Source organism: Sorangium sp. So ce367 (assembly GCF_051520455.1).
GTDB lineage: Bacteria > Myxococcota_A > Polyangia > Polyangiales > Polyangiaceae > Sorangium > Sorangium cellulosum_B.
The window spans coordinates 12,204,272-12,224,123 of sequence record NZ_CP150334.1 but is presented as its reverse complement, the minus strand read 5'-3'; the positions used below and the strand labels follow the sequence as shown (position 1 = coordinate 12,224,123).

Sequence of the window (19,852 nt, the reverse complement as noted above, 5' to 3'; positions counted from 1 at the left end):
TGATAGCGATCATGGCATGTCGTCGCGCACCGATCCGAAGGCGACCCACCCGCCCACGGAGCTCGAAGCGATCGCGAGCCCGTCGGCGACGCCGTCCGGCGTGGAGGGCCCACGGGACAGCCTCGTGGACCGCCCGCTGGACGAGCTCCGCCCCGGCGAGGAGGGCGCGGCCGTCTCGAGCGACCCGGCCGGCAGCTCGGCCGGCGTCGCGGACGCCGACGACGAGGGCGCGCCGCCGTCGGTCGCCTCCGCGAGGATCCAGGTGCGCCGCGACGAGCGCCTGGATCTCGTGATCGAGTACCTGGCCTTCGTGGCGAAGCCGATGCCGCTGTCGCTCCTCCTCGACGAGGCGCCGCAGCGGATCGCCGCGATCCTCGGCGCCGACGTGGCCTCGCTGTACCTCCTCGAGGGCGACGGCGACGAGCTCGTGCTGCGCGGCAACGTCGGCTTTCCGCGCGAGGCGCGCGGAACGGTGCGGCTCTCGGTCGGGCAGGGCATCACGGGCATGGCGGTCGAGTGCCTGCGGCCGATCTCGGTCGTCCAGGCGACCGAGCACGAGCGCTATCGCGCGTTCCCTGAGCTCCGTGAAGAGCGCTTCCCGGTCTTCCTCGCGGCGCCCATCCTCGGCAGCGGCCGCCCGCTCGGCGCCCTGGTCGTGCAGCGGGCGGGCGATCGCGCCTTCACGGCGCGGGACGTCGAGCTCGTCATGGCGCTGACCGCGCCGATCGCGGCCGGCGCTCGCCACGCGCAGGTGCTCGACGAGCTGCGCGAGCGGCGGCGGCGCACGGGCGGCGGCACGCGCAAGGTCACGCTGCCGGGGTTGCCCGTCGTCGCCGGGCGCGCGCTCGGCGCCATCGCGGCCCTGCGGCGGCCGGCGACCTCATCGCTCGGCGCGCGGCAGGGCAGCGGCGATCCGAAGCTCCTGCGGCTCGCGTTCGACATCGCGGAGAAGGCGCTCCTCGACCTCAACGCGCGCGCGGCGAAGCGAGGGCTCGCGCAGGAGGCGGCGTTCCTCTCGACCTACCTCCTGATGATCGGCGACGGCCGCCTGCGCGCGCGCGCCTTCGAGCTCGCGGCCAGCGGGCGCAACGTCGCGCAGGCGCTCGGGACGGTCGCTCGCGAGGTGGCGCGGGCCGCCAACGGGATCGTCGGTGACCCGTTCTTGCAGGATCGCGCCCGTGACATCGAGGATCTCTGCGATGCGATCCTGATGCTGGCGACCCCGGATGCCCGGGCCGAGCTCCCGTCGAAGGCGGTCCTGGTGGGAGACCAGCTGACAGTCTTCGACCTCTTGATCTCCGCCCGGGCCCACCCGGTGGGCGTCGCGCTCAGCGACCGATCCGGGCCGCGCTCGCTCGTGCTCCTCCAGCTGCTCGGCGTGCCGTCGATCGTGGATGTGGCGGGGGCGTTCCGCTGGGCGTCGCCAGGAGACGTAGCGCTCCTCGACGCGGACCACGGCTTCCTGGTGATCAACCCGTCCCGGGCCGAGGTCGCGACCGTTCGCGCGGCGCGACGCAGGGGACCGGCGTCGCCGGAACCCGACGAAGACGACGACGAAGAGGACGAGCCGGCGAGCTGAGCACCGGCCGGGGCCGGTGCTCGAGGCTCAGCTGCCGGAGCGCGCGGCGGCGGCCGGCTCGGCCGGCGTCCCCTGGGCGCTCTGCAGCTCCTTCTTGGCGCGCCAGTTCGCCAGGCGCTTCGTATCGCGACGCTTCTTCTTGGCTCTCACTGCGGGCTTCTGCGGCATGGCCGGCGGTATAGTCGCTCGAGCCCCTCGAGGGAACCCCGTACTCACGCCGCCCCCTGTTCAGGCCACGGGGCGTTGACGCCCCACGGCGACCGCCCCATGACCGCTGCTCCGATGAACGTCCGTCTCGTACACGAGTTCCGCTTCGAGGCCGCCCACCGCCTTCCCAAGGTTCCCCAGGGGCACAAGTGCGCGCGCCTCCATGGTCACAGCTTCAAGGTCGAGGTCGCGATCCGCGGCCCGGTGAACGAGGAGACGGGGTGGTTCATCGATTACAGCCACCTCTACGAGGCCTGGGCTCCCCTCCACGACCTGCTCGATCACCACTACCTGAACGAGGTCCCCGGGCTGGAGAACCCGACGAGCGAGGTGCTCGCACGGTGGATCTGGACCCGCCTCGCGCCGTCGCTGCCGTCCTTGAACCGGGTCACCATCTTCGAGACCTGCGACGCCCGCTGCGAGTACGAGGGCGATTAGGTCGATGAAGACGCTCGTCTGCCGCTGCGAGGACGTCACGCTGCACGAGCTCGAGGCCGCGATGGATCGCGGCTACAAGGACATCGAGTCCGTCAAGCGCTACACGGGCTTCGGCACCGGCTGGTGCCAGGGCAAGTGGTGCCTCGCGCTCTGCGCGCGGCTCATCGAGGAGCGCGGGGGCGACGCCCGGAAGCCGATCACCCCGCGGCCGCCGTACCACCCGGTCTCGCTCGCGGCGCTCGCCGGGCTCGACGAGCTCGGCCTCCGCGGCGGCGGGCGCGGGCGCTAGCGCTGGCCGCGCTCCGCGCGACCAGCGCCCTGGCCCGATCGTCGACCGTGATCAGACGAGGGGGCGCCGAGCGCTCGCGCACCCGACGTTCACGGTCAGCTCGAAGACCCCTTCGGACCAGTACTTCGAGACCGCGTGGTGCAGGTACTTGAGCATCGAGTCGATGATCTGCGGCTCGACGTCGAGCATCGCCGTCGACTCGGGGATCACCATCAACCTCGAGATGGGATCCTCGAGGAACTCACGCCCGCTCTCGAACGACACGGCGATGAGCTGGACGTCGACCTCGACCTCGTCGAGCCCCGCGCCCTCGATCTCCTCGGCGATGGTCTCGATCGTGGGGCGGCTGACGGCGGCGGCGTCCACCGCGGCGCCGAGCTCCGAGAGGTCTTGCTTGAGCGCGCACTCCCGCGCGATGTCCGCGATCTCCGGGAACGAACCGCGCAACGGCAGCGCGATGAGCGCCTGGCCGCCGGGGACCAGGACCCGGCGCAGCTCGGCGAGGAGCTGCGCCCGCTCGCTCGGACGGCAGACCGGGTGCAGCGTGAACGCGTGGGAGAAGCTCGCGTCCGGCAGCGGCGTCGGCAGGGCGTCGGCGAGCACGTAGCTCGCGTTCATCCCGGAGAACAGCGCGGCCTTGTCGCGCGCGAGCTCGAGCGCGGCGGCGGAGCCGTCGACGCCCACGAGGGTCGCGCCGGGCAGCTTGTCGGCCACGATCGCGTCGGGGAAGCCGCTCCTGCAGCCGAGGTGGACGATGCGCGCCGCCTCGGAGGGCAGCAGCATCTCCACCGCCAGCGAGGCGAAGAACGAGAGGTAGCGCGGGACGACCGCGTGCTCGAACAACACGGCGTCCGCCGCGCTCAGCGGCGGGCCGATCATCAGGCGACCCCGTCCTCCTCGTCGTCGTAAGGCGCGAGGAGGCTGAGCGCCTCTTCGGCGAGCTCGCCGATCGTGACCTCCGACGTCGCGTCGTCGCCGCCGTCGTCCGCGAGCTCGACGGTGCGCTTGTCATCGAGCAGCGGCTGGATGAGCGGCGCATGCGCCGGGTCACCGATCTCGACCAGCGTCTCGATCGCCGCCGCGACCGCGTCCGGATCCTTGTGGCTCAGGAACTGGCTGAGCAGCTTCGGCACGCCCGGCTCCGGCACCTCGGCGATGAGGTACGGCAGCTCCGGGAGCGCCGACGAGCCCACCGGCAGCCGCTTCAGCGCACGCTCGATCGCCTGCGCGACCTCCTTGAACCGATCGTAGGCCAGCGTTTCGATCTCCTCGCCCGCGGCCTGCCGCGCCTCGGGGTGCTCCGACGCGAGCACATCGATGAGCGCGTCGAGCGCGCGCGGCCCCTCGTGCTCGCCGAGCAGCGACGCGATACGCACCAGCCGGAGCGCCGCCTCGTCCTCGTCGTTCTCGCGCGTCGCGGCCGCGATCGCGTCCGTGAGGACATCCAGCAGCCCATCGCCGGGCATGGCCGTCAGGTCATCGTGGAGCCGGCGAGCCGTGCGCTCCGCGTCGAACAGCTTGTTCAGGGTCGTCTCGATCGCTTGACGATTTTGCACGAAGAGGAGCTATCAACAGCGCGTCGCCTCCGCAAGCCGGCAGGCAACAAGGGCTTGTTCCTCGCGAATTCCCGTCCACGGCGGGCGCGGCCGCGCGTGCCCGGCGCCGCCCACGCCGGGGCCGCCGCGCGCAAGCCGGGCGGGACGAGCGCGCCGCCGCTGCATCGAGCTCGCCCGCCGCGCGCGATGCGGTAGACCGTTCGTGGCATGCGTGTGTCCGGCTCATTGCAAGCCCGCCCGGCGAGGGCGGCGGTCTCCCCTTCCCCGCTGGTGCGCGGCGCCGCGGCGTCGGCGCTGGTCCTCGCGCTGGGCGGCATCGACGATCCCGAGCCGCCCCCGCCCGCGGTCGTCCCTCCGGCGGCCGCGGCGCGCGGCGCCGCGGGCGCGGCGGCGCTCTGCGGCCCGCGCACCGTGCCGGAGGGCGCCGCCTGCGTCCCGCTGCCTGCTCCGGGCGCGCCGCTCCCCGAAGGCGGCGCTGCGGCGCTCTCTGATCCTGCCGGCGCGCGTCCCGCCGGAGCGGGCACGCGCAGCCAGGCCCAGGAGCACATCCCCCGCCGCCCGGAACGTCCGGCGAGCGCCGCCGCGTACACGTTCCCGCTCGGCGCGCCGGACGCGCCGCCGGGGTTCCTCCTTGTCGAGGACGCTCCAGCCGGGGCGGGCGCGCTGCCTGCAGCGGGCTCCGTCGCCGCGATCGGCGCGGCGCGGCCCGAGCCGCCGTCGTGGATCGGCGGGATCGACATCGCCGCGGCGCGCGGCGAGCGGGTGGCGGCGCTCAGGCTCGAGGGCCAGGAGGGGAAGGCCGAGGTCGTCTTCGTCGGCGCGCTGTCCGGGATCACGGTGGCCACGGCGCACGACGTGCGCGAGGCGCGCGACGTGGATCGCGTGCGCAGGTACCTCCTGCTCCATGGCCACCTCGATCGCCCTGGCCCCGGCGTCGTGGCGGGCGCGCGCCTCGACGCGGGTGACGTGGTCGGGTACGCCGGCGAGACGGGCAGCCCGGGCCTCGTCCGGCTGCGCCTCGAGGCGCGGCAGATCCGCGAGGGCGCGCGCCTCCCCGAGCTCGATGCGAAGCGCATCACCGACGCCGCGGTGACGGTGCCTTGCGACCTCCGCAACGTCCTGCCGCTCCGTCAGGGAGCGAGCTTGTAGCCGAAGCCGTAGACCGTGAGGATGTGCTCCGGCTTGTCGGGCGAGCGCTCGATCTTCTTGCGCAGCTTGACGATGAAGTTGTCGACCGTGCGGTTCGACGGCCCGGCCTCGATCCCCCAGATCTTCTGGAGGATCTCCTCGCGCGAGACCGGCTGGCCCACGCGCTCGTGCAGCAGGCGAAGGAGCTCGACCTCGTAGAACGACAGCTGATCCGAGCGCGAGCCCCGCGAGACCGTGTGCGCGGTCATGTTGATCTGCACGTTGCCGATGGAGAACACCTCGACGGGCGCCTCGGCCGGCCGGGCGGCGCGGCGGAAGAGGGCGCGCAGGCGGGCGATGAGCTCGCCCACGCTGAACGGCTTGGTCACGTAGTCGTCGGCGCCCGCGTCGAGGCCGCGGATCTTGTCGATCTCCTGGCCGCGGGCCGTCAGCATGATGATCGGCACGAACGCGTCCCAGCGCCGCAGATCCTCGCAGACCTTGAAGCCGTTGGTGTCGGGGAGCATGAGGTCGAGCAGGATGGCGTCCGGCTTCTCCTGCCGCGCGAGCAGCACGCCGTCCTTCCCCTTCGAGGCCGACGCCACCGAGAAGCCCTCGAACTCGAGGGCGTCCGTCAGCCCGAGCACGATGTGGGGCTCGTCCTCGATGATGAGAATCTTCTTGCGTGCCACCACGACGGAGTCCGGTCTTAGCACAAAACCGGGCAGGTCCCCCCGAGCGCTCCGCCGGCCAGCTCGCTGGCGCCGCTCGTGACCCCAGAAGCGCCACAAAAGCGCCGCGGGGCGCGATCTCACGATCGCACCCCGCGCGCCGGGCTCAATCAGACGTCTGACAGACGCTGCTGACGCCGTCTACTCGCCGGAGCAGGTGATGAACAGCGTGGCCCCTTGCTGGGCTTCGCCCTGACCCGTGAACCGGATCTTGCGCTGCTCGGTCGACGGGCAGTCGGCCACGATGGAGGCATCGCCGAGCCGGATCGACGGATCGACGTAGCACCACCCGTGCACCGGCTGGCCACCGGACTCAACGTTGTCGCCGACGTTGGTCCTGCACTCGTAGGCAGGCTCGCCCTCGTTCATGCCCTCGAGCTGCTGGATCTCGCACACGCAGTCCCAGCCGGAGGCCTTCGCGATGTCGAGGGAGAGCACCTCGTCCTTCGCGGGCTTATGCTTGCCCGTCACCTCGATGCGCCCCGGCATCCGCGGATCCGCGCAGTTGCACTGGCCCTGCGAGTTGCGCGCCTCGAGGATCAGGCAGGAGACCTGCTGCTTCGCGTCCGGCGTCAAGGTGCGCGGCAGGCACTGGCCGCCGAGCACCGTCTTCAGGCGGTCGATGATGGCGCCGATCGCCGGCCGGTAGCCGTAGTCGGCCGCGTCGTCGTCCTTGAGCTGGCGCGGGCACACCGAGCCGACGATGCCCTGGGGGCCGAGCTCCCGGATGAGCTGCAGCTCGCGGAGGCCCGGGTAGGCCTTCGCCTTGATCTGCGTCGTCGACCTGGGCGCCGGATCCTCCTGGTTGTTCCCCGCGTCCGGCTCGCACAGCGGGTTGTCGATCGCCTCACCCGCCACCGCTCTGCAGTCGCAGCTCTGAGCCGCCCCGTCGCAGGTCTTCACCGCGTCCTGGGGGAGATCGAAGATGCAGGCGTACTGGAGGTCCCCCGTGCTGTTCTCCGGGATCGTGTACTCGCGGCCGTTGATGCCGTTCCAGCCCGCCTCCATCGGCCCGACGATCCTGTCGTTGGTGATCGGGTTCATGCCCGAGCGAGGCTTCATCGACTCGACCATGAAGGGATCCTTCGGCGGCTGGTACGTCGCGGGATCGCCGAGGATGAGCTCCCAGGTGCTGGCGGCGCCGGCCACCGGAGCGCTGAGCTCGTCGGAGTTCTTGAACCCACCGACCGGCTCGCCGTCCTGGTTGAGGCCGTTCAGCAGGTCGGGCTGGCCTTGCGCGTTCTGACGCGCGATGTCCTGCCACGGCACACCGACGATACCGGCGAAGAAGACGAGCCCGGGATCGCGGACGTTGGAGTCGAGGTCGTCCGGGTTCGGATCGCTGAAGATCGGGTTCGGGACCAGCTCGCCCCTGCGGTTCGGGATCTGCGCCTCGGTGAAGGCGCGCCGGTAGCGGTCGATCGGGTAGAGGAAGTCGAAGCCGAACCGGCGCTTCTGATCCCAGCAGCGAGAGTTGACCGGGTCCTCCTCCTTGGTCAGCCTGGCGGTGTTGCCGTCCGCGCCCATGCACGAATCGTCCTTGGGGCAGTCTTCCTGTTTCTGGCTGCACGACCTGCAGCACTTGTTGCCCGGATCGGTGGCGCACTCGGTGCGCGGCCGCCACAGGCGGAAGCTTGGCGTGGTGTCTGCCACGAGGTAGTTCTTGCCCTCCTCGCGGATCGAGCAGTCGTTCTCGTCGGTGAGCATGATGATCGCGAGGAGCGAGCTCGGCCGCATGAAGTCGGCGCGCTGCTTCTTGACGACGGCATCCTCGCCGGTGACGACGATGTTCTGGTCCGCGTCAATGCCGATCGTCGCGTAGGGCTCCGGGTCGACGAGGAAGCGGTACACGCTCTCGAGCTGCGCCTCGAAGCCGCAGCCGGTCTGCCCCGTGCCTTGGACCATCGCGGTGAGCTGCCCGACCAGCGTCGTGTCGTTGAGGTCGGCGTTCGAATCATTGGGGCCGATGTCCGCCTCGCCGTCGTTCGGATCCGGCGTCTCCGGCTCACCGTCGATCTTCTGATCCGGGTCCCAGGCCAGGAAGCCCAGGTCGAGGTAGGTCGGGATGTCGTTTGTGGTGGAGGTCTCGCTCCTGCGCGCGAGGAGGTGCGCCATGTCCACGTTCGAGGCGCTCGTCGCCGCCTGGCAGGCGCCCGACCCGTGGCCGCCGAGGCTCGAGCTGATGATGCCGATGTGGATGTCCTTGACCGGCTCGAACTCACGCTTGTAGTCCTGCGGACAGGGCGTGTTGGGCGAGTCGACCGTTCTCGCCATCGTGCCGTCCTTGTGGATGCAGCGCGGGTTGACGAGACCCTGGACGAGGTCGGGGATCGCGGTGGCGAGGATGGCCTGCTTGTCGGCCATCGAGCCCGAGTTGTCGATCGCCAGGAGGAGGTCGATCTTGTCGACCGAGCTCTGCGTCAGCCGCTCGACGATCGTCGACGTCGACCGGGGCTTGTTCTCGGCGATGGGGCGGCTCAGGCATCCGAAGGCGCTGCCTGTGCCCGCGATCAGCAGGCCCGCCATGGCGAACCTCACCGCGCCCCTCCACGGGCGCCTGCTCTCACGCTCTATCCGCGTCATATTCGACTTTCCTTTCGACCACCGATCCAGTTGCGCGGCGGTCAAGCCACCGAAAAGGCCCGCCGTCCACGGGCCCATGACCGACTTCCGCAGGCGATCCACGGCTCGACGGGAGCCCGATGCTAGGGACCCGACCGGAAGGCTGTCAATTCGACCCGGCCGGCCCCGGTCGACCCCGCGAAGGGGTGCCATAGCAAACGAGGTGCCGCCGCCGCACCCGTGCCCTCCATGCCCCGCGCGCCGCCGCGACGTCAACCTGATTGCGCGACAGCCAACGCAGTAGGCGACCTGCCCCTCAACCTGGGTCGACCTGGCTCCTCCGGCCTGGTCCTCAACCTGGGTCGGCCAGTAGCGGCCAACAGAGAAAGTTCACTTATCACTGTATTGCAAACCACCCCTTCACGGGCCGCGGGAGCCCAGCCTCCATCGCGCGCGACCGGCGGTCGTGGGAGGCCCAACCTCGGTCGGCCGCGGCGCCGCAGCCCAACCTCGGTCGACGCGGGGAGCAGGGTGGGTCGCGAGCCCGGCGCCGGTGGGGTTTGCCGCTTCCCAGCAGGGCCGAGTTGTGGTCAGTGCCCGGGCATGTTGCGCGTCGCCCTCGCCATGGTCCCGGAGGTACGGCAGCTGCTCACCGAGGATCCGGCGCAGCTCTCCGACCTGCTGGACGAGATCCACGACGAGGACCTCGCCGACCTCATCGGCCTGCTGGACGACGCCGAAGCGGCGAAGGTCCTGATGGCGCTCAGGGCCGAGGAGGCCGCGCCCATCTTCGAGCGCCTCGACGGCGAGACCCAGGAGGCGCTCGTCGAGCAGATGGGCATCGAGAGCATCGCGCCGATCGTCTCCGAGATGGCGGCCGACGACCGCACGGACCTCATCGAGGCCCTCCCGGACCAGGTCAGCGGCACGCTGCTCTCGACGCTGGAAAAGGTCGACCCCGAGGCGGCGGCCGAGGTCGAGGAGCTCGCCAAGTGGCCCGAGGACAGCGCCGGCGGCCTCATGACCACCGACTACGTGTCGGTGGGCATCCACCTCACGGTCGCCGACGTGATCGAGCGCATCCGCGCCGTCGGCGAGGACGCCGAGACCATCTACTACGTGTACATCGTCTCCGATCGCGGGCACCTCATCGGCGTCGTGTCGCTGCGCGATCTGCTGCTCGCCTCGCCGTCCGAGAAGCTCGCGGACGTGATGACCGAGAACGTCTTCGCCGTCAGCCCCGAGACCGACCAGGAAGAGGTCGCGCGGACCATGGCCAAGTACGATTTCAACGCGCTGCCCGTCCTCTCCGCGGACCGCAAGCTGCTCGGCGTCATCACCGTCGATGACGTGATGGACGTCCTCACGGAGGAGCAGTCCGAGGACATGCAGCGGCTCGGCGCGGTCGGCCCCATGGAGGACAGCTACTTCAAGACGAGCTTCTGGACGTTCATCCAGAAGCGAGCCCCGTGGCTCGCCGTGCTGTTCGTCGGCGAGTTCATGACCGGCGAGGTGCTCCGGCGCTTCGAGCACGAGCTCGAGGCCGTCGCGACGCTCGCCTACTACGTGCCCCTGCTCATCTCCACGGGCGGCAACTCCGGCTCGCAATCGTCGTCGCTCATCATCCGCGGCCTCGCCGTCGGCGATGTGCGCGTCGGCGACTGGGCGAGCGTCCTCGTCCGCGAGCTCGGGCAGGCGGTCGTGCTCGGCCTTATCCTCTCCGCCATCGGCATGCTCCGCGTCTGGCTCTGGGGCGACGGCACCGGCTTCGTCCTGACGATCGGCGCGACGCTGATGGCGATCGTCCTCATGGGCTGCACCGTCGGCGCCATGCTCCCCCTCCTGCTCCGGCGCATCGGCCTCGATCCGGCGACGAGCTCCACGCCGTTCATCGCGAGCCTCGTGGACGTCCTGGGGATCCTCCTCTACTTCACGATCGCCCGGCTCTTCCTGGCCGACCTCCTCGCGCAGGCCGGAGCGGGCGGGTGAGCGGAATCACGCGGCATTGCGCGGAACCTGGCGGAATTGGACGGAGATCGGACGGCGATTCGGACGGCCATTCGGACGGCGGTCGAGCGACGCCGCGCCACCCGTGCCGAGGCCCACGCCGGTCCCCCCGCGCGGGCGCGCCGCGTGCTTTTCGGCGCGCCACGACCCTTGACGCGTCGGCCCCCATGGGGGAGTGAAGCAGGCGACGTTCGTTCAGCGCAGCGTGCGCTGAGCCCCTCCTAGGGAAGGAGTGACGATGGCCGAAGGCTTGAATCGCGTAATGCTGCTCGGCAACCTGGGCGCCGACCCAGAGCTCCGGTTCACCCAGGGGGGCCAGGCCGTCTTGAACCTGCGGCTCGCGACGACCGAGTCGTACCTGGACCGCGACAAGGTCCGGAAAGAACGGACGGATTGGCACAACGTCGTGATCTGGGGCAAGCGCGCCGAGGCCTTGGGCAAGATCCTCAGCAAGGGTTCCTCGATCTTCATCGAGGGCTCGCTCCGCACGTCGAGCTACGACGACCGGGATGGCAACAAGCGCTACAAGACCGAGGTGATCGCGAACAACGTCCTGCTGACGGGCGGGGGCCGCGGTCGCGGCGCTCCCGGCGATGACGCAGGCGCGTTCGGCGCGGATCCCGGCGGTGGCTACAGCGGCGGCGGCGGTGGCGGTGGCTACAGCGGCGGCGGCGGCGGCGGCGGCGGTGGTGGCGGTTACGGTGGCGGCGGTAGCGGCGGCGGTCGCCCGGCGGGTGGCGGCTACAACCGCGGCGGCGGCGGTCGCCCCGCGCCGGCTGCGCAGGATCCTGGTCCTCCGCCCGACGATTTCGGCGGCGGCGGTTACGGCGGCGGCGGCAACGACGACGACATCCCGTTCTGATCGCTCCCCCTGCCCGGTCGAGTCATCCGCCTGGCGGACACCTCTCTCTTCAACCTCTCGCATCCACGCGATAGGCCCTCTCCGAGGGCCGGGCAGCTCTCCACGAGCCCCTCTTCCCTGTCCTAGGGCCGCGGCCGCGGCCGCCGCGCCAGCAGGACGGTCACCCCCACCGCCGCGAGCACTCCGAGCGCCGCGGTGGTGGCGAGGGGTTGCTCCGCGGCGAGGAAGATCGTCCGCACGAGCAGCCCCGGCTCAGGCGGCGCCACGAACACGCCCTCGAACGCGGTCGCGCCGAGCAGCGCGCTGCACCGGGCGCCCGTCCCCAGCGCAGGCTCCAGGCAGGCCAGGCTGCAGAGCGCCGCGTCGTGCTCGCTCCCGGCGAAGCCGAGCACGTGCTGCCCGCGGATGACCACCGCGCGCGCGCCTGCCCTCCCGGCTCCCTCGAACGCCTGCTCGAACCGCTGCGACTGCGCGTGGATCGGCCCTGCTTCCCACCGCTCGATCGCCACCCCGAGGCCCCCCCGCACGAGCCCCGACGCCCGATCGAGCACGAGCTCCTCCAGGCCGGTCACCCATTGCCGCGACGGGGCCGTCACGCACACCGCGCGCAGCGAGAGCCCGTCCGCCTCGACGCCCCGCAGGAGCGTCACCTTCGCGCCCGCGATCGCGGAGACGTCGATCGCCGGAAGCGCCTCCTCCGGCGCGCCGCTCGCCCCGTCCGGCAACGCAAGGCGCAACCCGAGGCCCGGCGCCACGCCGTGGAGCTCAGACGCGCTCGAGCTCATCCATCAGCGCGATCACCTCGGTCCGGATCTCGACGAGGGCCGTGCGCATCCGCTGCACCTCCTCGTGGCTCGCGCCCGCGTCCGGCGCCGGCGGCTCGATGCCGCCCTCGCGCAGCTTGCGCCGCGCGCCCGCGATCGTGAAGCGGTGCGAGTAGAGCAGCTCCTTGACCTTGAGGAGCGTCTCGACGTCGCGCCGGCTGTAGACCCGCTGCCCCTTCGCCGACTTCTGCGGGCGGACGGAGCGGAACTCGGTCTCCCAGTACCGGAGCACGTGCGGCTCGACCCCCACGATGCCGGCCACCTCGCCGATCCGGTAGTACAGCTTCGCTGGAAGCTGCGCGCGCACCGCCAAGCGGTCTACTCCTCGGCCGCCGAGGCCGTCTCACGCGGGTTGAGGACCTGCTTCAAGATCTGGCTCGCCTTGAAGTTCAGGACCCGGCGCTCCGTGATCAGGATGGGGTCGCCGGTCTGGGGGTTGCGGCCCTGCCGCTGGCGCTTGTCGCGCAGCACGAAGTTGCCGAATCCAGAGATCTTGATCTTCTCCCCGCGACCCAGGGTTTCCTTCATGGTTTCGAACACGAGGTCCACCAGATCGGCAGATTCCTTCTTCGAGAACCCCCCAAGGCGGGAGTAGACCGCCTGAACGATTTCGGCTTTCGTCATGACACCCCCATCGCCCTTGCAGAAGGGGGGACGCGCCGCAACCCCTGAAGACCGTTCAGGAAGCCGCGTGCGGTCCCCCGACCGGCCTGGAGGGCAGAATGCCAGCGTGCGTCGGTAAGGTCTAGGGGGTTACGCAGGCTTCGCCCGACGTGCACCAGGCACGCTTCGTGGAGCCCCCCCGAGCAACGCATCGCACGGAGCGAACCTGCGACCCCACGAGCAGCGCCCCACACCTCGCACCCTCGATCCGGCGGCCAGGAATCCGACAGGCTCACCGGCGCGACCACGGGCGCAGGATGGGCGCGACGGCGACGATCCGCTCAGACGGCAAGATCGCCGAGGTGGCGTTCCTTCGTCGACTGCCGGGACCAGGCGCCGACGACGGCCGCCTCGCTCGGCCGCGCGTCGCTCCAGCCGACGACCGGCGCGCTCGAGGTCACATCGCGGCGGCGGACGATCTGCTCCTGGACGACCAGGAACGCCACGTAGAGGTAGCCGACGGCGAAGAGCACCGCGAACGGCGTGGCGAAGTAGTGCCCCGTCTCCACGGACGCGACGACCGCGCCGCACGACAGCACCGCGAGCATCGCCTCGGTGATCGGCAGGTCCGTGCGGACCTTGTACCGGCCCTTGTTGTCGCCCTGCTTCGGCGTCCGGACGAACTCGCCGGACATGCTGCGGAGCCCCTCGATCACGGCCTTCGACAGGTACGGCGCGAGCCCCGTCCCGAGCGCGATGAGCATCGGCAGGCGCCTGACAGCGCCCCAGCGCGAGCGGCCCTGCGCCGTCTCGGCCAGCATGTAGAACGCCGCGAGCGACCCGGTCGTCGCCGTGCAGAGCGGCAGATCGATCGCGATCATCGTCAGCGTGTCGGCCGCGGGGAACAGGACGAGCGCCGGCAGCAGGAGGACGCTCAGCAGCACGAGCAGCGGGTAGGCGAAGTGCGGCGTGAGGTGGAAGAACGCCTCGATCCGCTGCCCGAGCGAGAGCTTGGCGCTCAGCACGGTCGCCATCAGCTTGCGCGCCGTCTGCACCGTGCCCTTGGCCCAGCGGTACTGCTGCGCGCGCAGCGCCGAGATGTCCTCGGGGAGCTCCGCCGGCGAGACGACATCCTCGCGGTAGATGAAGCGGTAGCCCGCGAGCTGCGCCCTGTACGACAGGTCGAGGTCCTCGGTCAGCGTGTCGTGCTGCCAGCCGCCCGCCTCGCGGATGGCGTCCTTGCGCCACATCCCCCCGGTGCCGGAGAAGTTGAACAGGAGGCCCGCGCCGAAGCGCGCGCGGTTCTCGACGAGGTGGTGGCCGTCGAGCATGAGCGCCTGCACCTGCGTGAGGATCGAGACGTCGCGGTTCAGGTGGCCCCACCGCGTCTGCACCATGCCGACCGTCGGGTCCTCGAAGTGGCCGACGATGGACCGCACGAAGTCCGGCTGCGGGATGAAGTCGGCGTCGAAGATCGCGACCAGCTCGCCCTTCGCGATCTTGAGCCCCGCGTCGAGCGCGCCCGCCTTGTAGCCGACGCGGTCCACGCGGTGCAGGTACACGGCGTCGAGGCCCTGCGCGCGCAGCCGCTCGACGTGCGCGCGGACGAGGCCCTGCGTCTCGTCCGTCGAGTCGTCGAGCACCTGGATCTCCAGCTTGTCGCGCGGGTAGTCCATCTTCGCGACGGCATCGAGCAGCCGCGCCGCGACCGTCGACTCGTTGAAGAGCGGGAGCTGGATCGTCACCGGCGGGAGATCGCGATCGGTCAGGGCGGCGACCTCCTGCGCGCGGGTGATCTTCGCGCGGTTCGTGCGACAGAGGACCACGAGGTGCAGCCGGTGCAGGCCGTAGCCGCTGAGGCCGAGCAGCACGCCGAAGTAGAGGACACAGAGCAGCAGGGAGAGCATCGCGAGCACCTACCGCCGGCGGGTTGCCGTGCAGCCGCGGGAACGGCGAGAGCGCCGTTCTCCACCCCTGCAAGGCGCCGGCAGACAACGAACGCGTACCATCCGCCGGATCCGAAGTTGTCAGGCACTTGTAATTCGTTGCAACTCTCTGTCGCGAGGTCCGCAAAGTTGACTTCGGCCCCAGTCTCCGCCGTCGGAAAATGACAATCACCGACAATCCCGCTTCGCCCGGACGCGCGGCGCTGCCCGCAGGTCCGCCGCACGAACGCACGTGCGCGAGCGGCGCGCCGACTCAGGGAGTCCCGGATACTGGAGCTCCAAGTAAGGTGTTTTTGGTAAGGCTCCTCCGAAACCACGTTCAATGAGTAGGGCGCTCACCCGCTGGGCAGATTCACAGTACTGCGCGATTTCGGGGGCCGAGCGGAGGCCAGGGGCCGGGCGCCGGGCGCCGGGCGCCGCGTGCCGCGTCGGCAGAGGCCCGGGGTCATCTGCGCCTGGCACCAGCGGGGGCTCGGGGCTATCGGTTCCCCGATGGATCGCGCGCTACTTAATGAACTGAAGGCTCGTCAGATCGCGTTCCTCGAGGCGCGGCTCGTCTCGGAGGCGGCTGCGCGCGACTTCCGGGAGCGGCTGCCTGCCGGCTTCGCGGCGCTGCTCGCGACGCCGCTCGGCGAGCTCGTGGACGCGGGGGCGATCGGGCGCGCGCTCGAGGCGCTGGCGGCCGAAGAGCCGCTCCGGCGGGCGGTCCGGCCCGCGGCCGCCGCGGCGCTCGCGGCGCTCGTCGAGGCGGCGCGCGCCGAGCGGCGGAGCGCGAAGGAGCTCCTGCCGGAGGGCGCCCGCGACAAGCTCGACCGCATCCTCGAGCAGCCGAAGATCGTGCCGGAGCGGCTCGTGCGCGAGGTGCTGGAGAGCGCGGCGCTCGACGCGGTGATGCGCGACGTCCTCTACGACACGCTGATGGAGTTCACCGAGAAGGTGAACCCGTTCTTCGCCGAGTGGGGCCTGCCCGCGCTCCTCAAGCGGGTCGCCCCCTTCGGCCTCGGCGGGGTCGGCAAGACGATGGGCGCGATGCGGGGCGAGTTCGAGCGGCGGCTCGAGCCGGAGATCCGCCGGTTCTTGCAGGGCTTCTCGCGCACGGCGATGCGCCAGGTGCACGACATCCTCGTCGCCAAGGGCGACACGCCCGAGTTCGTCGGCCTGCGCAAGCAGGTCGCCACGTGGGTGCTGGAGCAGGAGATCTGCGCGCTCGTCGGTCAGCTCGACGCGAAGAGCTCGGCGATCGCCGAGGAGCTCGGCGCCGACATCGCCGCGCAGCTGCTCCGGGACCGGCCCGTCCGGGCGCGGACCAGCGAGGCGATCGCGGCGTTCGTCGCGGCGCACGCGCGCGAGCCGCTCGGCGAGGCGCTGGGGCGGCTCGGGATCGCGCCCGAGCTCGACGTCGGCGCGCTCGCGGACGCGCTCTGGCCCGTCGTGAGGAGCATGTGCGCGACCGGACCGGTGCGCGCCTGGCTCGCGGCCGTGGTGGAGGAGTTCTTCGACGGGTTGCCGGACGGGCTCGAGCCGTCCGCCTGAGGCGAGCCGATGCGGCAGGCGCCTGCCCCGGGTGGGACCCGGCCCGCGGTGAGCGCGGGCCCCGCTCCGAGGCCAGCCGCGGTCAGCCCATGGCCGAGGCGTCGGCCACCGCAGACTCGATGTACGCGAGGCCGCGCGACGGGCACGCGGGCACCGTGGGCGCAAACGCCTCCATGTCCAGGATGAGCTCGGGGCCGACCGCGGGCGTGAGCACCACGACGGGCACGCGCGGCGACATGCGGCGGAGCTCCTCCATCTCGCGGTGGAGCTCCGCCTCCTCCCGGGGCACGAGCACCATCACATGAGGACGCCAGCGGGCAAGCACGTCACGCGCATGGCCGAGCCCGCAGCACGTCTCCACCGTGTAGTCCCGGGATGAGAGGAAGTGGACGAGCGGCTGGGAGTTGCTGGCGTCGTCGTCGATCACCAGGACGCGGGTCGTGCTCTCAATCTCCATGGGTATCCCCCGTCAGCAGCCGGCTCTGGCCGCCGCTGTGAAAACCAGGTCTTCATGGCCTGGCTCACAGTGACCATACTCCATATTCGGCAAAGAGCGATATCAATCGCACCTCAGCGCATCACGCGATGCGTTGATACGCGCTTGAAACACCAGCGCTCTCTGCCTGTTTCTTTTCCGATCCGCTTCTGATCCGCTGTGTTCCGCCGTGTTCCGCCGTGTTCCGCGAGGGCCCGTCTGCGGCCCGCTCGGGGAATCGCGAAGCGCCGACGCGCACCGGCGCGGGAGCGGGATCAGCCGCCGAGGTAGGCCGCGCGGATCTCTTCGTTCGCCGCGAGGTCCTTCGACTCGCCGCTCATGGCGATCTGCCCAGTACGGAGCACGTAGGCCCGCGTCGAGTACTTGAGCGCCAGTCGGGTATTCTGCTCGACGAGGAGTACGGTTGTTCCTGACGCCGCGATCTTGGCGATCGACTCGAAGATGTCCGCGACGAGCCGCGGCGCGATGCCGAGCGAGGGCTCGTCGAGGAGGAGCATGGCGGGGCGCGCCATCATGGCGCGGCCGATCGCGAGCATCTGCTGCTCGCCGCCGGAGAGCGTGCCGCCGTGCTGGTGCATGCGCTCGCCCAGCCGGGGGAAGAGCTTCACCACGTCGTCGACGGTCTCCGCCATGGTGGGGCCGTGCTTGTGGCACCACGCGCCGAGCTCGAGGTTCTCGCGGACGCTGAGGTTCGAGAAGATCGCGCGCCCCTCCGGGACGAGCGAGATGCCGGCCGCGACGAGCTCCTCCGTCGAGACGGACGCGAGGTCCTTGCCGTCGTAGCGGATGCGGCCGGAGGCGATCGGGAGCAGGCGGACGATCGTCTTCAGCGTGGTCGTCTTGCCGGCGCCGTTCGCGCCGATCATCGCCACGATCTCGCCGCGCCGCACCTCGAGGCTGACGCCCTTGAGCGCCTTGATGCCGCCGTAGCTGACCGCGAGATCGTCGACGACGAGCAGGGGGTCGCCGGGGGCCACCGAGGGGGGCTGCCGCGTCGGATGCGATGTCTTCATGCGGGCTCCTCCGCCGCCGCGCCGGCCGCCTCGTCGTCGATCTCCTCGCCGAGGTACGCGGCGAGGACCTTCGGGTCCCTGCGCACGACCTCCGGGGTGCCGTGCGAGATGGTCTCGCCGTGATCGAGGACGTGGATCTCCTCGCACACCCCCATCACGACCTGCATGTTGTGCTCGACCAGCACGACCGTGATGTCGAAGGTGTCGCGCAGCCAGCGGATCTGCTGCTTGAGCCCCTCGGCCTCGCCGTAGTTCATGCCCGCCGCCGGCTCGTCGAGCAGGAGCAGCCTCGGCTTGAGCATCATCGCCCGGGCGATCTCGAGGCGGCGCTGATTGCCGTACGAGAGCGACGTCGAGATCTCGTCGGCCATGTCCTCCAGCTTGAACACCGAGAGCAGCGAGAGGGCGCGCTCGGTCATCTCCTGCTCGTCCTTGTAGAAGAACGGCGAGCGCAGCAGGGCGGCGGCGAGCGTGGATCTCCGCAGGTTCTCGCAGGCGACGAGCACGTTCTCGAGCACCGTGAGCTGGCCGAAGAGGCGGATGTTCTGGAACGTGCGGGCGATGCCGAGGCGCGCGATCTGGCTCGGCCGGAGCGGCGCGAGGTCGGTCCCGCCGAAGCGGATCGCGCCCTCGTCGTGCTTGTAGACGCCGGTGATCAGGTTGAACACCGTCGTCTTGCCCGCGCCGTTCGGGCCGATGAGCCCGAAGATCGAGCGCTCGGGCACGGAGAAGGAGACGTCGCCGACCGCCCGCAGGCCGCCGAACCGCTTGGTCACGTGCTTCAGATCGAGGTTCACTCGAGCTCCCTCCCGGCCGCCTTGCCCTCGCGGCCGACGGTGATGCCGGGCGGCGGCTCATCGGGCGGCGCGCCTGGGCTCGGCAGCGCGCCCTCGTGCCCGGCGCCCGCCTCCACGCCGGTCGTGGCGGGGACGGGCTCGGCCGGGCCCACCGGGAAGCGCTTCCTGCGCGACCAGCGCCGGCCGAAGAGCTCGCGCTCGCCGAACAGCCCCTCGGGGCGGAGGACCATCAGGCCGATGAGGATGGCCGCGTAGATCACCATCCTGAGGGCGTTCAGATCGAGCGCGGGGTAGGCCGCCTTCAGCGCGAGGACGCTGTCGAGGCCCTGCAGCTGCTCGATGAGCTTCACCGTGAAGGTCACGAACACGCCGCCGAGGATCGCCCCGGAGACGCTGCCCGAGCCGCCGAGGATCACCATCGTGATGGCGTCGAACGAGTAGTTGAACGTGAACTGGTCCGGCTGGACGGTGGGGTTGCCGTCGCGCATCGAGGAGAGCAGGGCGCCGGCGATGCCGCCGCCGGCGGCGGAGATGACGAACGACGTGACCTTGTAGCGCGTCGGATCGACGCCCACCGCGGCGGAGGCGATCTCGTCCTCGCGGAGGGCGCGCAGCGCGCGGCCCCAGCCGGAGAACTTCAGCCGCCAGGCGAGGATCGTCGCGAGCACGACGGCGCCGAAGATCCAGAACGGGCCGGCGTACTGCGGCACGCCGGTGTCGTCGGGGCCGGCGTAGCCGATCGGGCCGCCGAGCGCCCCGAGGAGCTTGCCGATCGCCCCCTGGTCGGGGCCGCCGGTCGTCGCCGTCGCGATCGTCAGGCGGAAGATCTCGGCGAACCCGAGGGTCACGATGGCGAGGTAGTCGCCGCGCAGCCGGAGGCTCGGCAGGCCGACCACGAGGCCGAAGAGCGCCGCGACGAGCCCGGACGCGAGCAGCGCCGCGGGCATCACGACGAACGAGTTGCCGAAGAGCGGGTCGCCGCCGCCGAGGTGCTGGTGCAGGTTGCCGGCCACGACCGCCCCGGTGTACGCGCCGATCCCGACGAAGCCTGCGTGGCCGATCGAGAACTGGCCGGCCATGCCGTTGATGACGTTGAGCGAGAGCGCCGCGATGACGTTGACCATCGCGAACAGGGCGAGCTGACGCCAGGCAGCGTCCGGCAAGAGGGTCTCGAAGCCGAACTCGAGGGCGACGACGACGCCGAGGAGCAGGAGCGCAGTGAGGATGCGCTGCAACGGTCGAGGCATGGCCGGCCAGAGTTGGAATGGCCGAGCCGCACCG

At 71.0% G+C, this 19,852-nt stretch carries 20 protein-coding genes; 7 read left to right on the top strand and 13 right to left on the bottom strand.

Annotated features, from left to right (window positions below; all coding sequences use genetic code 11):
- The first annotated feature begins 16 nt into the window (after positions 1-16).
- The gene (locus tag WME97_RS46330) at positions 17-1,579 is read left to right on the top strand and encodes a GAF domain-containing protein (protein ID WP_437547494.1); all 1,563 of its coding nucleotides are present in this window, start codon (positions 17-19) and stop codon (positions 1,577-1,579) included.
- Positions 1,580-1,606: 27 nt separating this feature from the next.
- On the opposite strand, the gene WME97_RS46325 is transcribed toward WME97_RS46330, so the two are convergent.
- Positions 1,607-1,747, bottom strand: a complete 141-nt coding sequence (locus WME97_RS46325; RefSeq protein ID WP_012241230.1) for a hypothetical protein — start codon at positions 1,745-1,747, stop codon at positions 1,607-1,609.
- A 114-nt stretch (positions 1,748-1,861) separates the two neighbouring features.
- Between WME97_RS46325 and queD the strand changes: the two genes are divergently transcribed.
- Both queD and WME97_RS46315 read left to right on the top strand, forming a co-directional pair.
- Positions 1,862-2,224, top strand: coding sequence for a 6-carboxytetrahydropterin synthase QueD (queD, locus tag WME97_RS46320; RefSeq protein ID WP_012241229.1), 363 nt, complete (start codon positions 1,862-1,864; stop codon positions 2,222-2,224).
- Between the two features lie 4 nt (positions 2,225-2,228).
- Positions 2,229-2,513 carry a (2Fe-2S)-binding protein gene (locus tag WME97_RS46315; protein ID WP_437547493.1) on the top strand — a complete coding sequence of 95 codons (285 nt, stop codon included), beginning with the start codon at positions 2,229-2,231 and terminating at the stop codon, positions 2,511-2,513.
- Between the two features lie 51 nt (positions 2,514-2,564).
- Here WME97_RS46315 and WME97_RS46310 read toward each other — a convergent pair whose 3' ends face one another.
- Positions 2,565-3,392, bottom strand: coding sequence for a class I SAM-dependent methyltransferase (locus tag WME97_RS46310; protein WP_012241227.1), 828 nt, complete (start codon positions 3,390-3,392; stop codon positions 2,565-2,567).
- Positions 3,392-4,069: a HEAT repeat domain-containing protein gene (locus tag WME97_RS46305; protein WP_437296418.1), complete on the bottom strand. Its 678-nt coding sequence runs from the start codon at positions 4,067-4,069 to the stop codon at positions 3,392-3,394. Before WME97_RS46305 ends, WME97_RS46310 begins: the two co-directional genes overlap by 1 nt.
- Positions 4,070-4,276: 207 nt before the next feature.
- On the opposite strand from WME97_RS46305, the gene WME97_RS46300 reads away from it, so the two are divergent.
- On the top strand, positions 4,277-5,218 hold the full coding sequence (locus WME97_RS46300; protein ID WP_437547492.1) for a M23 family metallopeptidase: 942 nt from the start codon (positions 4,277-4,279) through the stop codon (positions 5,216-5,218).
- On the opposite strand, the gene WME97_RS46295 is transcribed toward WME97_RS46300, so the two are convergent.
- Both WME97_RS46295 and WME97_RS46290 read right to left on the bottom strand, forming a co-directional pair.
- On the bottom strand, positions 5,200-5,892 hold the full coding sequence (locus tag WME97_RS46295; RefSeq protein ID WP_437547491.1) for a response regulator transcription factor: 693 nt from the start codon (positions 5,890-5,892) through the stop codon (positions 5,200-5,202). The two genes, WME97_RS46300 and WME97_RS46295, sit on opposite strands and share 19 nt — an antisense overlap.
- Before the next feature lie 177 nt (positions 5,893-6,069).
- Complete coding sequence (locus WME97_RS46290; protein WP_437547490.1) at positions 6,070-8,454, bottom strand: hypothetical protein; 2,385 nt, start codon at positions 8,452-8,454, stop codon at positions 6,070-6,072.
- A gap of 639 nt (positions 8,455-9,093) precedes the next feature.
- Between WME97_RS46290 and mgtE the strand changes: the two genes are divergently transcribed.
- Together mgtE and WME97_RS46280 are read left to right on the top strand one after the other, a co-directional pair.
- Positions 9,094-10,479 carry a magnesium transporter gene (gene mgtE, locus WME97_RS46285; protein WP_437547489.1) on the top strand — a complete coding sequence of 462 codons (1,386 nt, stop codon included), beginning with the start codon at positions 9,094-9,096 and terminating at the stop codon, positions 10,477-10,479.
- Between the two features lie 256 nt (positions 10,480-10,735).
- Positions 10,736-11,359: a single-stranded DNA-binding protein gene (locus tag WME97_RS46280; protein ID WP_437547488.1), complete on the top strand. Its 624-nt coding sequence runs from the start codon at positions 10,736-10,738 to the stop codon at positions 11,357-11,359.
- A gap of 122 nt (positions 11,360-11,481) precedes the next feature.
- Here WME97_RS46280 and WME97_RS46275 read toward each other — a convergent pair whose 3' ends face one another.
- From WME97_RS46275 to WME97_RS46260, 4 genes are all read right to left on the bottom strand, one after another.
- Positions 11,482-12,144, bottom strand: coding sequence for a hypothetical protein (locus WME97_RS46275; RefSeq protein WP_437547487.1), 663 nt, complete (start codon positions 12,142-12,144; stop codon positions 11,482-11,484).
- The gene (locus WME97_RS46270) at positions 12,125-12,490 is read right to left on the bottom strand and encodes a MerR family transcriptional regulator (RefSeq protein WP_437555629.1); all 366 of its coding nucleotides are present in this window, start codon (positions 12,488-12,490) and stop codon (positions 12,125-12,127) included. The genes WME97_RS46275 and WME97_RS46270 overlap by 20 nt, the downstream gene beginning before the upstream one ends.
- Positions 12,491-12,501: 11 nt before the next feature.
- Positions 12,502-12,807 (bottom strand): integration host factor subunit alpha, encoded by a 306-nt coding sequence (locus WME97_RS46265; protein ID WP_272096313.1) that lies wholly within the window; start codon positions 12,805-12,807, stop codon positions 12,502-12,504.
- Positions 12,808-13,127: 320 nt separating this feature from the next.
- Positions 13,128-14,693, bottom strand: a complete 1,566-nt coding sequence (locus tag WME97_RS46260; protein ID WP_437547486.1) for a glycosyltransferase family 2 protein — start codon at positions 14,691-14,693, stop codon at positions 13,128-13,130.
- A 531-nt stretch (positions 14,694-15,224) separates the two neighbouring features.
- Here WME97_RS46260 and WME97_RS46255 point away from each other — a divergent pair.
- A complete protein-coding gene (locus WME97_RS46255) occupies positions 15,225-16,265 on the top strand; it encodes a hypothetical protein (RefSeq protein WP_437547485.1) in 1,041 nt (346 codons plus the stop codon).
- An 82-nt stretch (positions 16,266-16,347) separates the two neighbouring features.
- On the opposite strand, the gene WME97_RS46250 is transcribed toward WME97_RS46255, so the two are convergent.
- From WME97_RS46250 to WME97_RS46235, 4 genes are all read right to left on the bottom strand, one after another.
- On the bottom strand, positions 16,348-16,722 hold the full coding sequence (locus WME97_RS46250; protein WP_437547484.1) for a response regulator: 375 nt from the start codon (positions 16,720-16,722) through the stop codon (positions 16,348-16,350).
- 293 nt (positions 16,723-17,015) lie between these two features.
- Positions 17,016-17,774 (bottom strand): ABC transporter ATP-binding protein, encoded by a 759-nt coding sequence (locus tag WME97_RS46245; protein WP_437547483.1) that lies wholly within the window; start codon positions 17,772-17,774, stop codon positions 17,016-17,018.
- Complete coding sequence (locus tag WME97_RS46240) at positions 17,771-18,571, bottom strand: ABC transporter ATP-binding protein (protein WP_437547482.1); 801 nt, start codon at positions 18,569-18,571, stop codon at positions 17,771-17,773. The genes WME97_RS46245 and WME97_RS46240 overlap by 4 nt, the downstream gene beginning before the upstream one ends.
- Positions 18,568-19,818, bottom strand: a complete 1,251-nt coding sequence (locus WME97_RS46235) for a branched-chain amino acid ABC transporter permease (protein WP_437547481.1) — start codon at positions 19,816-19,818, stop codon at positions 18,568-18,570. The genes WME97_RS46240 and WME97_RS46235 overlap by 4 nt, the downstream gene beginning before the upstream one ends.
- Positions 19,819-19,852: the final 34 nt, after the last annotated feature.